Source organism: Sodalis sp. C49, from assembly GCF_046352915.1.
Taxonomy (GTDB): Bacteria; Pseudomonadota; Gammaproteobacteria; order Enterobacterales; family Enterobacteriaceae; genus Acerihabitans.
Window position 1 is genome coordinate 3242359 of sequence record NZ_CP163303.1, and the last position, 12993, is coordinate 3255351.

At 60.9% G+C, this 12993-nt stretch carries 10 protein-coding genes; 9 read left to right on the plus strand and 1 reads right to left on the minus strand.

The genetic code is table 11. The features are described 5' to 3' along the window. Positions 1-33 precede the first annotated feature (33 nt). Genes ABUK12_RS14600 through ABUK12_RS14615 form a run of 4 tightly spaced genes read left to right on the plus strand, consistent with a single transcriptional unit; the run spans position 34 to position 3991 of the window. Positions 34-1470 carry a circularly permuted type 2 ATP-grasp protein gene (locus tag ABUK12_RS14600; RefSeq protein WP_410012542.1) on the plus strand — a complete coding sequence of 479 codons (1437 nt, stop codon included), beginning with the start codon at positions 34-36 and terminating at the stop codon, positions 1468-1470. Continuing rightward, entirely contained in the window at positions 1464-2393 is a 930-nt protein-coding gene (locus ABUK12_RS14605; protein WP_410012543.1) for an alpha-E domain-containing protein, read from the plus strand. Before ABUK12_RS14600 ends, ABUK12_RS14605 begins: the two co-directional genes overlap by 7 nt. Beyond that, on the plus strand, positions 2390-3229 hold the full coding sequence (locus ABUK12_RS14610) for a transglutaminase domain-containing protein (protein ID WP_410012544.1): 840 nt from the start codon (positions 2390-2392) through the stop codon (positions 3227-3229). Before ABUK12_RS14605 ends, ABUK12_RS14610 begins: the two co-directional genes overlap by 4 nt. Positions 3230-3253: 24 nt before the next feature. Further along, on the plus strand, positions 3254-3991 hold the full coding sequence (locus ABUK12_RS14615) for a peptidase (RefSeq protein WP_410012545.1): 738 nt from the start codon (positions 3254-3256) through the stop codon (positions 3989-3991). Between the two features lie 34 nt (positions 3992-4025). Here the strand turns inward: ABUK12_RS14615 and mgtA are convergent, their stop codons facing one another. Continuing rightward, the gene (mgtA, locus tag ABUK12_RS14620) at positions 4026-6737 is read right to left on the minus strand and encodes a magnesium-translocating P-type ATPase (protein ID WP_410012546.1); all 2712 of its coding nucleotides are present in this window, start codon (positions 6735-6737) and stop codon (positions 4026-4028) included. 529 nt (positions 6738-7266) lie between these two features. On the opposite strand from mgtA, the gene ABUK12_RS14625 reads away from it, so the two are divergent. From ABUK12_RS14625 to ABUK12_RS14645, 5 genes are all read left to right on the plus strand, one after another. Beyond that, positions 7267-8919, plus strand: a complete 1653-nt coding sequence (locus tag ABUK12_RS14625) for an alpha,alpha-phosphotrehalase (RefSeq protein ID WP_410012547.1) — start codon at positions 7267-7269, stop codon at positions 8917-8919. Between the two features lie 372 nt (positions 8920-9291). Next, positions 9292-11430, plus strand: a complete 2139-nt coding sequence (gene nrdD / locus ABUK12_RS14630) for an anaerobic ribonucleoside-triphosphate reductase (RefSeq protein WP_410012548.1) — start codon at positions 9292-9294, stop codon at positions 11428-11430. Between the two features lie 5 nt (positions 11431-11435). After that, positions 11436-11900 carry an anaerobic ribonucleoside-triphosphate reductase-activating protein gene (gene nrdG, locus ABUK12_RS14635; RefSeq protein ID WP_410012549.1) on the plus strand — a complete coding sequence of 155 codons (465 nt, stop codon included), beginning with the start codon at positions 11436-11438 and terminating at the stop codon, positions 11898-11900. A gap of 282 nt (positions 11901-12182) precedes the next feature. Continuing rightward, a complete protein-coding gene (locus ABUK12_RS14640) occupies positions 12183-12539 on the plus strand; it encodes a hypothetical protein (RefSeq protein ID WP_410012550.1) in 357 nt (118 codons plus the stop codon). A 76-nt stretch (positions 12540-12615) separates the two neighbouring features. Beyond that, positions 12616-12987, plus strand: a complete 372-nt coding sequence (locus tag ABUK12_RS14645) for a copper-binding protein (protein WP_410012551.1) — start codon at positions 12616-12618, stop codon at positions 12985-12987. The last annotated feature ends 6 nt before the right edge of the window (positions 12988-12993 follow it).

Sequence of the window (12993 nt, forward strand, 5' to 3'; positions counted from 1 at the left end):
TATCAGCGTTGATGGGCCAGCAAAGGTAAACAGATGATTAAAATAAATCTTTCCGGGTCGCCCTTTTTTGATGAGATGCTGTTGGCCGACGGCGGACATCGCGGCCACTACGGCGCTTACTGGCAATGGCTGCAGCAGGCGGACCGGCAGGCCATTCAGCAGAAAAAAGAAGAAGCCGAGCTGTTGTTTCACCGGGTTGGCATTACCTTTAACGTCTACGGAGAAGAGGGCGGCACCGAGCGCTTGATCCCGTTCGACAGCGTGCCGCGCATTATCCCGGCCAAGGAGTGGGCCTGGATGGATCGCGGCATTCGCCAGCGGGTCAAGGCCCTGAACGCGTTCCTTTATGATATCTACCACGGGCAAAATATCCTAAAGGCGGGTATCGTGCCGACGGAACAGGTGCTGGCCAACGAACAATACCAGCCCTGCATGCAGGGGATCGATCTGCATAATAATACCTATGCGCATATCGTCGGCACCGATATGGTGCGCAACAGCGACGGGCACTATTATGTGCTGGAAGATAACCTGCGCACGCCGTCCGGCGTTTCCTATATGCTGGAAAACCGCAAAATGATGATGCGGCTTTATCCGGATCTGTTCGCCAGCCAGCATATCGCCCCCATCGAGCGCTATCCTTTCGACCTGCTGCAAACCCTGCGCGAAAGCACGGCGGTGGAAGACCCGACGGTGGTGGTGATGACGCCGGGGCGTTTTAACAGCGCCTACTTCGAGCACAGTTTCCTGGCGCAGCAGATGGGCGTGGAGCTGGTGGAGGCCGCCGATCTGTTCGTCAAACAGGGCGCGGTTTATATGCGCACCACCGAGGGACCGTGCAAGGTGGATGTGATCTACCGCCGTATCGACGACGCCTATATCGATCCGCTGGCCTTTCGCGCCGACTCCACGCTGGGCGTGCCCGGGCTGCTGTCGGTCTACCGCGCCGGCGGCGTGGTGTTGGCCAACGCGCTGGGCACCGGGGTGGCGGATGATAAATCCATTTATCCCTATGTGCCGGAGATGATCCGGTTTTATCTTTCCGAAGAGCCCATCCTCGGCAATATCCCCACCTGGCAGTGCCGCGATCCCAGCGCCCTGTCCTACGTGCTGGCCAACCTGGAAAAGCTGGTGGTGAAAGAGGTGCACGGCGCCGGCGGCTACGGCATGCTGGTGGGGCCGAAAGCCTCGCGCGCCGAACTGGCTGAATTCCGCCAGCGCCTGCTGGCCAACCCCAGCAACTATATCGCCCAGGAGACGCTGGCGCTGTCCACCTGCCCGACCTTTGTCGAGGAAGGCCTGGCGCCGCGCCATATCGACCTGCGGCCGTTCGCCCTGACCGGCGACGAGGTGCGGCTGGTGCCGGGCGGGCTGACCCGGGTGGCGCTGAACGCCGGCTCGCTGGTGGTGAACTCGTCCCAGGGCGGCGGCACCAAGGATACCTGGATTATGGAGGACGACGCATGCTAAGCAGAACCGCCAGCGAACTCTACTGGATGGCCCGATACCTGGAGCGGGCCGAAAGCATTGCCCGGGTATTGGACGTGACCTATAAGCTGTCGCTGATGCCGCTGCGCAGCCAGCAAAACGAGGATTTAACCCTGCCGCTTAACCTGACCGGCACCCACGAGCTGTTTGCCGAGCATTATCCCCGCCTGAGCATGACCAATCTGCTGAACTTTTTCGCCCTGGATCCCCACAATCCGAGCAGCATCTACAGCTGCTTCGAGGTGGCCTGGAACAACGCCCATGCGGTGCGCGGCAGCCTGTCATCCGAGGTGTGGGAAAGCATTAACGCCACCTGGATCGAAATGAAGCTGATGCGCGGCAAGGGCGTGGCCAAGGTGGGCACCGATGCGTTCTTTGACTGGGTCAAGGAACGGGCGCACCTGTTCCGCGGCGCCATGTTCGGCACCCTGCTGCGCAACGACGCCCTGTGTTTTATCCGCCTCGGCACGCTTATCGAGCGCGCCTACGCCACGGCGCAATTGCTGGGCGTCAAGGACCAGCAGCTGGATGCCGACTCCGATCCGGTGCGCGAATATTATCGCCTCGATACCCTGCTGCGCGCGGTCAGCGCCCGCGAGGCCTACCACAGCCTGTATAAACATCCCGTCAGCCGCGAAACGGTGGCCGAGCTGCTGGTGCTGCGCAACGATATGCCGCGCTCCCTGCGCGCCTGTGTGGGCGATGTGGTGCAGCAGTTGGAGCGGATCGGCGGCCAGCGGGCCAATGTGCCCCGGCGGCTGGCCCATACCCTGAACGTGGAGCTGCGCTTCAGCACGCTGGATGAAGTGCTGGCGCTGGGGTTGCAGGCTTATATGATGCAATTCCAGGGCAAGATCAACGCGCTGGCGGAAAGCATTAACCATACGTATCTGGAGGCGTTATGAAACTGGCCGTCGATCACCTGACCCATTATCGCTACGATCACGAGGTCAAATTCAGCACGCAATACCTGCGCCTGACGCCGCAGAACACCGCCCGGCAACGGATTATGGAATGGTCGCTTAACCTGCCGGAGCAGGCGACGCAGGTTATCGACGGCTTCGGCAACCTGCAGCATGTGCTGACCCTCGACCGGCCGCATGAGGTGATCGCCATCCGCGCCAAAGGCGTGGTGGAGATTGCCGATAACAGCGAGGAAATCATGGAGGAATGCGGCCCGCTGTCGCCGCTGGTCTTCTTGCGTCCCAGCCCGCTGACGCGGGCGGACGAGGCCATCCGCACTTTCGCCGCGCGTTATTACCGCGCCGCCGCCGCGGACGAAAGCCTGCGCGAACTGATGGCGGAACTGCGCGAACGCATGCCCTATACCCCCGGCGCCACCCAGGTGCAGGATTCGGCGGCTAAAGTATTTGCCGCCCAGCACGGAGTCTGTCAGGATCATTCCCATGTATTCCTGGCCTGTTGCCGCAGCCTGCATATCCCCGCGCGCTACGTCAGCGGCTATATTTACAGCGAAGACACCAAACACGTGGCGATGCACGCCTGGGTGGAAGTGTGGCTGAACGAGCACTGGCAGAGTTTCGATATTACCAATAACACCTGTAACCCCAGCCAGCACCTGAAGCTGGCGGTCGGCTTCGATTATCTCGACGCCTGCCCGGTGCGCGGCTCGCGTATCGGCGGCGGCTACGAAGAGATGTTTTCAGAAGCGACGGTGGAGCAGACCGAGGGAAGCCGCCCGCCAGGCAAGGAGAGCCAGGCCGGCGCCCAACAACAATAACCTGCATAACGAGGATATATTTCTATGACCTACTGCGTGGCGATGCGCCTGTCGGACGGACTGGTGTTTGCCTCCGACTCCCGTACCAATGCCGGAGTGGATCATATCTCGACCTTCCGTAAGCTGCATGTCCTGCATCAGGACAGCGAGCGCACGCTGGTGCTGCAAAGCGCCGGCAACCTGGCGACCACCCAGAGCATCATCAACCTGCTGCGGCTGCGCACCCGGGATATGGAACGGCCGAACCTGCTGACCGTGCCCACGCTGTTCGACGCCGCCAGCCTGATTGGCGAAACGGTGCGGGAAGTTATTTTCCGCGACAGCAGCGCGCAGCAAAGCGGTTCCAGCACCGATTTCAGCTGCAGCATCCTGCTGGGCGGGCAAATCGCCGGCGAAGGGCCCCGGCTGTTCCATATCTACCCGGAGGGCAATTTTATCGAGGCCACGGAAGATACCCCCTACTTTCAGATTGGCGAGAGCAAATACGGCAAACCGATTATCGACCGGGTATTGTCCTTTGACACCCCCCTGGAACAGGCCATGTGCTGCGCGCTGATTTCCATCGATTCGACGCTGCGCAGCAACCTGTCGGTGGGCCTGCCGCTGGATGTGATGATCTATCGCCGCGACAGCTTCGCCAGCGACGAGCAGTATCGCATTACCGAGCAGCACCCCTACTTCGCCACTATCCGCAAAGCCTGGGCCGAAGGACTGCTGAACACCTTCCTGCAGCTGCCGCCGCTGAAGCTGGCGGAGAATTAGCCGGCGCGGGACGAGGCTTGGCGCCGGCGTGCACTTATTGCCAGCCATACCGGCGCACGAACCAGCCTTTCATGGACTGGACCAGCGCCATATAGCCGGCGAGTATCGCCACCAGCCAGGGCCAGTAGCCGCCCGGCAGCGCCTGCAGGTGCAGGAATCCGGCCAGCGGCGTAAAGGTCATGCCGACGGTGGCGGCGATGACCGCCAGGGTGGTGATGCCAAGCTGCCAGGACGGGCGACTGTGCAAAAACGGTATTTTACGCGTGCGCAGCATATGCACCACCAGGGTTTGCGACAGCACGCCCACCACAAACCAGCCGGTCTGGAACAGAGTCTGTTGCTCGGGCGTGTTGGCTTTGAATACCCACCACATCAGGCAAAAGGTCAGGATATCGAAGATGGAGCTGATGGGGCCGAAAAACACCATAAAACGCCCCAGGTCCCCGCTGCGCCACCGTTGCGGGCGCCGTAGCTGCTCCTCGTCCACCTTATCGAACGGGATGGCAATCTGCGAGATATCATAAATCAGGTTCTGCACCAGCAGATGCAGCGGCAGCATCGGCAGGAACGGTAAAAAGGCGCTGGCCACCAGCACGCTGAAGACATTGCCGAAGTTGGAGCTGGCGGTCATGCGGATATACTTCATCATATTAACGAAGGTGCGCCGGCCCTCGATTACGCCCGCCTCCAGCACCATCAGGCTTTTTTCCAGCAGGATGATATCCGCCGCCTCCTTGGCGATGTCCACCGCCGAGTCCACCGAGATGCCGATATCCGCCGCGCGCAGGGCCGGCGCGTCGTTAATGCCGTCGCCCATAAACCCCACCACGTGCCCTTCCCGGCGCAGGGCGCCGACAATGCGCGCTTTTTGCAGCGGCGTCAGTTTGGCGAACACCGTGGTCGCCCGGGCGATAAGCGCCAGCTGCCTGTCGTCCATGCCCTCGATCTCATCGCCGGTCAGCACCCGGTCGACCGCCAGGCCGACGTCCCGGCAGACCTTGGCCGCCACCCGTTCGTTATCGCCGGTGAGTATCTTCACCGTGACGCCGTGCCTGGCCAGCGCCTCCAGCGCCGGCGCGGTGCTTTCTTTCGGCGGGTCGAGAAAGGCGATATAACCTTCGAGGACCAGATCCGCCTCATCCAGCCGGCTGAAGTCGCCGCGTTCCATGGCGACGGGTTTACCGGCCACCGCCACCACCCGCAGCCCCTGCAGCGACAGCTCGCCGGCCACGGCGCTGATTTGCGCCAGCAACGCGGCGCCGAGCGGCACGATATCGTCGCCGTGGCGCACCCGGCTGCAAACGCCCAGCACCTCCTCCAGCGCGCCTTTACAGATAAGCCGCGCCTGGCCGTCGTCGGCGCCGACAATCACCGACATCCGGCGGCGCTCAAAATCAAAGGGGATTTCATCGATTTTGCGCCACCGCGCCTGCGCCAGGCCGGCGTCTTCCTGCGCCATTTTTTCCAGCACCGCCTTATCCAGCAGGTTTTTCAGGCCGGTCTGGTAGAAGCTGTTCAGCCAGGCGTTTTGCAGCACCCGCTCACAGCGCTTGCCGAACGCATCGGTATGGCTGGCCAGCACAATTTTATCCTGGGTCAGCGTGCCGGTTTTATCGGTGCACAGGATATCCATCGCGCCGAAGTTCTGGATGGCGTCCAGCCGCTTGACGATCACCTTCTGGCGCGAGAGCTGCACCGCCCCCTTCGCCAGGGACGAAGTGACAATCATCGGCAGCATTTCGGGCGTCAGGCCCACGGCCACCGAGAGCGAAAACAGCGCCGCTTCCCACCAGTCGCCTTTGGTAAAACCGTTCACCAGCAACACCACCGGCGTCATGACCAGCATAAAGCGGATCAGCAGCCAGCTGACCCGGCTGATGCCCAGCTGGAACGCGTTTGGCGGCGCGCATTGCGCCGTGGACTGGCCGGCAAGCTGACCGAACCAGGTGCTATCGCCGGTACCGATGACCAGCGCCTGCGCCGTGCCGCTTACCACGTTGGTGCCCATAAAACACAGGTTGCCGCATTCCAGGGGATTGCGCCCGGCCTCCCCAGCGACGCCGGCTTTTTTTTCCACCGGCAGCGCTTCGCCGGTCAGCGCCGCCTGGCCGATAAACAGATCCCGGGCATGCAGGATGCGTAAATCCGCCGGGATCATATCCCCGGCGGACAGTTTGACGATATCCCCCGGCACCAGGCTGGCCATGGCGATCTCCTGGTACACGCCGCTGCCGCCCGGCCCGTCGGCGCGCAGTACCGTGGCGGTATTGCTCACCATGGCCTTGAGCGCGTCGGCGGCCTTGTTGGAGCGCGCCTCCTGGATAAAATTAAGCAGGGTGGCAATCATCACCATCAGGGCGATCACCCCGGCGGCAATGATGTCGTCGGTGCCGTAGGACACGATGCCCAGCACCGTCAGCAGGATATTGAAGGGATTGCGATAGCAGGACCATAAGTGCCGCCGCCAGGTCAGCGGCTGCTCGGCGGCCACGCTGTTCAGGCCATGCCGCCGGTGCGCGATGGCGACGCCGGCCGCGTCCAGGCCCTGCGGGCCGCTGGCGAAACGCGCGTAGAGCTCCGCTTGCGTGGCCTGCGCGCACTCCAGGCAGGCGCGGGTCAGGGCGGCGGGCACAGTGCGGCTGGCGCCGGCTTTCAGCCCGTCCAGCATCAGGTCGCGCTGGAACAGGCGGCGGGGCAAATGATGATAGAGCCGCGTAAAAAGTTGACGTGCGTAAAGTGTAATCATGATGCTGTCTTCCGTGCCGATCCGGACGAATACCGCCGGGCAGGGCAAAAAGTTCATCAGCAGAAGAGCGTCGCTTCTGCCTGCCGTTTATCATCCGGCAAGGCGGGCGCGAAAAAGCGCAGGGGCTTTACCGGATGGGAGAATAACAATCAGGGTTGGGTACGGGGTCCATACAGGTGATCCACCTCCGGTGAGACAAAAAACATGCGGTTATCGACAAATCCGCCCGCGGGAAGACGAAACTACTGTCCCTGGCGCGGCAACTTCTTTAGGGTAGGTAACGTCAGGCATAAACTGTATTGCAGGCAGCCGCGTTTATTTCCTGGCGGACTATACGGCCCCAGACATCAACGAAAAATAAACAACTATGCGTTTGCCGGCTGATAATTGAACCCCTTGGTCGCGACAGCACATTTTGCCCCGTTGCCAGGCAATCGTTATACCGTCACGATGAAAAACAACCGGGAGACCAGCGCATCGACAATCATAACGACACCGGCGGCAAGCCGGCTGCGGGGCGGAGGCTAGCATGACGGTCCCGTGGTGGCGCAACGGCGTTATTTACCAGATTTACCCGAAAAGTTTTCAGGACAGCACCGGCAATGGCTGCGGCGATCTGGCCGGGATCACCCGGCGTCTGGATTACCTGCACCAGTTGGGAGTGGATGCGCTGTGGCTGACGCCTGTCTATCGCTCGCCCCAGGTGGACAGCGGTTATGATATTGCCGATTATTACGCCATCGACCCGTCCTACGGCACGATGGCGGATTTTGACGCGCTTGTGGCCGGCGCCCACCGGCGGGGCATGCGCATCATTATGGATATGGTGCTTAACCACAGCTCCACTTCCCATCCCTGGTTTATCGCCTCGAAAGACCCGCACGGCCCGTACCGCTCCTATTATTTCTGGCGCGACGGCCGGGACGACGGCCCGCCCAATAACTGGCTGTCAAAATTCGGCGGCAGCGCCTGGCACCAGCCGGCGCCGGGCGGACAATACTACCTGCATTTGTATTCCCGGGAGCAGGCGGACCTGAACTGGGCGCATCCGCCGCTGCGCGCGGAGCTGAAAAATATCTGCCGGTTTTGGGCCGATCGCGGTATCGACGGCCTGCGCCTGGACGTGATCAACGTGATAGCCAAGCACCCGCGGCTGCCCGATGCGCCCGGGGGCGACGGCCGGCCTTTTTATACCGATCTGCCGCAGGTGCAGGATTATCTGCGCGAGATGAACCGGGAAATCTTTACGCCGCTGGCGCTGACGACGGTGGGGGAAATGTCGTCCACTTCCCTGGAGAAATGCCGCCAGTACGCCAATCTCAACGGAGAACAGCTGTCCATGGCCGCCCATTTCCATCACCTTAAAGTGGATTACGCCGACGGAGAAAAATGGGCGCTGGCGCCGCCGGATTTTGTGCTGCTCAAGCAGATATTCAACCGCTGGCAACGGGGGATGCACCGCCACGCCTGGAACACGCTGTTTTGGTGTAATCACGATCAGCCGCGCATCGTTTCCCGCTTCGGCGACGAGGGCGAGCTGCGGGTCGTCTCGGCCAAGATGCTGGCCATGACGCTGCACGGCATGCAGGGAACGCCGTTTATCTTCCAGGGCGAGGAACTGGGCATGACCAACCCCGCGTTCAGCGCCATTACCGACTACCGCGACGTCGAAAGCCTGAATATGTATGCCGACGCCATGGCGCGTGGCCTGGGCCGCCAGCAGACGCTGGACGTCCTGGCCGCCCGATCCCGCGACAACAGCCGCACGCCGATGCAATGGGATGACGGCGTCAACGCCGGGTTCAGCACCGGCACGCCGTGGATTGCCGGCGCCGGCAATGCCGCCCGGATCAACGCGCGGGCCGCCCTGGCCGACGCGGATTCGGTATTTTATTGCTATCAGCGGCTGATTGCGCTGCGCAAAACCCTGCCGATCCTGACGGAGGGGGATTATCGCGACCTGAGCCCGGCGCACCCCGCGCTTTGGCATTACCGGCGCGCCTGGCGCGGCCAGCGGCTGCTGGTGCTGGCGAATCTGGGCCGGCAACCGCAGCAGTGGCGGCCGGCAACCGCCTGGCGCGGCCCGTGGCGGCGGCTGATGAGCAATTATGCCGATACGCCCCACTCGCCGGGGCCGCTGACATTGCGGCCTTATGAGGCGGTTTTCTGGCTGCGGGAATAATCACGCGCGCGGATAAAACCCGTCGGTAACGACGACCGGAAAATCGCGCGAAAAATTTTTTAACGCCCCAAGCCGCCCCGATGGAAATTTATTGATTTATTTTCAGCGGCATAAACCGCGACGGCCGGTTTATCGGCTAAAAACCGCGCTGTACAACTCTTCGACCACGGGTCGATTTTATTGCGTTAGGTCAAGTTTAGTGACATCTGACTAGCTCATACTCTACATCTAGTGGCATTATTGATTATAACAAACTAGATATAGTGTTTACCTTCTCTACCGCTGGTATCGCGCCCGGCCAGGCCCGCCGGGAAAACGGCCGGTAAAAGAAGGAAACACCTAACCCGCCCCCAGGCGTAAAGGAGTCGCATCGTGAAACCGGTAGTGATCAAACGAGACGGTTGTCAGGTCAATTTCGATGAGCAACGGATTTACCAGGCGATAGTGCATGCCGCGCAGGCCGCCGGTGTTCAGGATAACGATTATTGCGCCACCGTCGCCGCCCTGGTGGGCCAGCAGATGAATTCCCGCTCCCATGTCGATATCCGCGATATCCAGGACGCGGTGGAAAACCAGCTGATGGCGGGGCCGCATAAAACGCTGGCCCGTTTGTATATCGAATACCGCCACGATCGTGACGTCGCCCGTGAACAACGCGGCCGCCTGAACCAGGAAATCCGCGGCCTGGTCGAGCAGAGCAATATGGCGCTGCTCAACGAAAACGCCAATAAAGACAGCAAGGTCATCCCCACCCAGCGCGATCTGCTGGCCGGCATTGTCGCCAAGCATTACGCGCGCCAGCACATTCTGCCGCGCGACGTGGTGCTGGCCCATGAACGCGGCGAAATCCATTACCACGACCTGGATTACGCGCCGTTCTTCCCGATGTTCAACTGTATGTTGATCGATCTTGAAGGCATGCTGACCAAAGGCTTTAAAATGGGCAACGCGGAAATCGAGCCCCCCCGCTCCATTTCCACCGCCACGGCGGTAACCGCGCAGATTATCGCCCAGGTGGCCAGCCATATCTACGGCGGCACCACCATTAACCGGATCGACGAGATCCTGGCGCCCTACGTGGCCGCCAGCTACGACAAACATCGCAATACCGCCACGAAGTGGAAGATTCCCGACGCGGAAGGGTATGCCCTGTCGCGCACCGAAAAAGAATGTTACGACGCTTTCCAGTCGCTGGAATATGAAGTCAATACCCTGCATACCGCCAACGGCCAGACGCCGTTCGTCACCTTCGGTTTTGGCCTGGGCACCAGCCGTGAATCGCGCCTGATCCAACAATCCATCCTGCGCAACCGCATTGCCGGGCTGGGTAAAAACCGCAAAACCGCCGTTTTCCCGAAACTGGTGTTCGCCATTCGCGACGGCCTGAACCATAAATTCAGCGATCCCAACTACGATATCAAGCAGTTGGCGCTGGAATGCGCCAGCAAACGCATGTACCCGGATATCCTGAATTACGATCAGGTAGTGAAGGTTACCGGTTCATTTAAGACGCCGATGGGCTGCCGCAGCTTCCTCGGCGTTTACGAGGAGAACGGCAGGCAGATCCACGACGGGCGCAACAACCTGGGCGTTATCAGCCTCAACCTGCCGCGCATCGCCCTGGAGGCCAAACGGGACGAAGCCCGTTTCTGGCAATTGCTGGATGAACGCCTGGTGCTGGCGAAAAAAGCGCTGATGACCCGTATCGCCCGGCTTGACGGCGTCAAGGCCCGCGTGGCGCCGATCCTGTATATGGAAGGGGCCTGCGGCGTGCGCTTGAAAGCCGATGACGACGTGGCCGACATTTTCAAGAACGGCCGGGCTTCCATTTCGCTTGGCTATATCGGCGTGCATGAAACCATTAACGCCCTGTTCGGCGGCCAGACCCATGTCTATGACGATCAGGCGTTGCGCGCGAAGGCCGTGTCCATCGTGGCCCACCTGAAGGCGGCCACCGACCGCTGGAAAGAAGAGACCGGCTACGGCTTCAGCCTGTACAGCACGCCGAGCGAAAACCTGTGCGACCGCTTCTGCCGTCTGGACGCCGCCGAGTTCGGCATCGTCGAAGGCGTGACCGATAAGGGCTATTACACCAACAGCTTCCACCTTGACGTGGAAAAGCAGGTCAATCCTTACGACAAGCTGGATTTTGAAGCGCCCTATCCCCCGGTCTCCAACGGCGGGTTTATATGCTACGGCGAATATCCGAACCTGCAGCATAACCTGAAAGCGCTGGAAGACGTCTGGGACTATAGCTATACCCGGGTTCCCTACTACGGCACCAACACGCCCATTGACGAATGCTACGAGTGCGGTTTTACCGGCGAGTTTTCCTGTACCAGCAAAGGCTTTACCTGCCCGAAATGCGGCAATCACAATCCGGCCAAAGTGTCGGTAACCCGCAGGGTGTGTGGTTATCTCGGCAGCCCGGACGCGCGGCCGTTCAACGCCGGCAAGCAGGAAGAGGTGAAACGGCGGGTGAAACATCTGCCCGACGGCCAGCTGGGCTGACAGGGATGAATTATCACCAGTATTACCCGGTGGATGTGATTAACGGCCCCGGCACGCGCTGTACGCTGTTTGTGTCCGGCTGCGTGCACCAATGCCCGGGCTGTTATAACAAAAGCACCTGGCGGCTTAACTCCGGGGTGCCCTTTACCCCGGCCATGGAAGACCGGATTATCGCCGATTTACAGGATACCCGTATCCACCGCCAGGGGCTGACGCTCTCGGGCGGCGATCCGCTGCATCCGCAGAATCTCTCCGCCGTGCTGCAACTGGTGCGGCGCGTGCGCGCCGAGTGCCCGGCCAAGGATATCTGGGTCTGGACCGGTTACCGGCTGGCGGAATTAACCGACGCCCAGCAGGAGGTGGCCGCGTTGATAAACGTGCTGATCGACGGTAAATTTATCCAGGCGCTGCGGGACCCGGCGCTGATCTGGCGCGGCAGCAGCAACCAGGTGGTGCATCATCTGCGTTAACATCCGCCATCATCCGCGCAACCGTCGCGCTTACGCCGCATCGCGGCGGGCATCGCGGCTTACCCCATGATTTGTCAGTTAGTGCAAATTACCCTTGCCAGTTTTTGCTTATCAAGTAAAAATTGATGCGCATCAATAAGCTGTCCGGGCTTTTCGCGTTCACTTAAGCCGACCGGCGCCTTTTCCGCGCCGGGATTGCCAAACAAGGGAATTATCGTGTCCTCCGCTTCAGTAACAGAATTCATGGTCAAGCTACGCTGCCGCAGGCGGCGGGTGTTCGCTATGATTCTGCTGGCCTTTTGGCTGTTACTGAACGCCCAGCTGGCGCTGGCCAGCCACCAGTGCTCAATGCCGGTTACCGCGCTGCCGGCGGCCCTTGAGCATAGCGAGCATATGCTGCATGACAATATGCCTTCGCAGCAGCGCGCCGCCGCGCCCGGGTTATTATGCGATAAGCACTGCGTGCCGGATTCCGCGCAAAAAGACACCCAGCACGCGCCGTTCGTGGTCCTGCCCAGCCAAACCGATCTCCAGGTGGCCGAGTGGCGCGACGAACCGCGCCTGCCGGATGTCGCCTGGCTTACCCCGCCCATAGCAGGGCCGCCGGCGGAGATTCAATTCTGCCGGTACCGGTTATAGATCCTGACATAACGCCAACGGTTGCCGTCGCCTGAACGCGACGGTAGTGGATGACTTATGTTCAGGAATCAATGCAATGCGCACATTATTTATTGTTGTTCTCTCCGCTGTTTCTGTTTTTGCCTTGCCCGCGTTTGCCGACGACATGGCCGGTATGGGCGATATGCCCGGTATGCATCATGATCACGGCGTCACGGCCGCGTCAAACGTTAACACCTCCCCCGCCGACTACCATGCAAGCGGCATTATCAAGCGCTGGGATAACCAGCATGTGGCTATCGCCCATCAGGCCATTGCGGTGCTGAAATGGCCGCCGATGACCATGACCTTCGCCGTGCCGGCCGACCTGGACGCAGGAAAGCTGGCCGCCGGCACGCAGGTGGATTTCAGTTTCCGCCAGGACGCCCAGGGCTATACGCTCACCGCCATTCATTCTCTCCAGCAGTAAGCGAGG

Excerpts from the sequence above, each read along its gene's own strand:
- ABUK12_RS14600 (WP_410012542.1), top strand. The coding sequence starts at position 34 with ATGATTAAAATAAATCTTTCCGGGTCGCCCTTTTTTGATGAGATGCTG.
- ABUK12_RS14605 (WP_410012543.1), top strand. The coding sequence starts at position 1,464 with ATGCTAAGCAGAACCGCCAGCGAACTCTACTGGATGGCCCGATACCTG.
- ABUK12_RS14610 (WP_410012544.1), top strand. The coding sequence starts at position 2,390 with ATGAAACTGGCCGTCGATCACCTGACCCATTATCGCTACGATCACGAG.
- ABUK12_RS14615 (WP_410012545.1), top strand. The coding sequence starts at position 3,254 with ATGACCTACTGCGTGGCGATGCGCCTGTCGGACGGACTGGTGTTTGCC.
- mgtA (WP_410012546.1), bottom strand. The coding sequence starts at position 6,737 with ATGATTACACTTTACGCACGTCAACTTTTTACGCGGCTCTATCATCAT.
- ABUK12_RS14625 (WP_410012547.1), top strand. The coding sequence starts at position 7,267 with ATGACGGTCCCGTGGTGGCGCAACGGCGTTATTTACCAGATTTACCCG.
- nrdG (WP_410012549.1), top strand. The coding sequence starts at position 11,436 with ATGAATTATCACCAGTATTACCCGGTGGATGTGATTAACGGCCCCGGC.
- ABUK12_RS14640 (WP_410012550.1), top strand. The coding sequence starts at position 12,183 with ATGATTCTGCTGGCCTTTTGGCTGTTACTGAACGCCCAGCTGGCGCTG.
- ABUK12_RS14645 (WP_410012551.1), top strand. The coding sequence starts at position 12,616 with ATGCGCACATTATTTATTGTTGTTCTCTCCGCTGTTTCTGTTTTTGCC.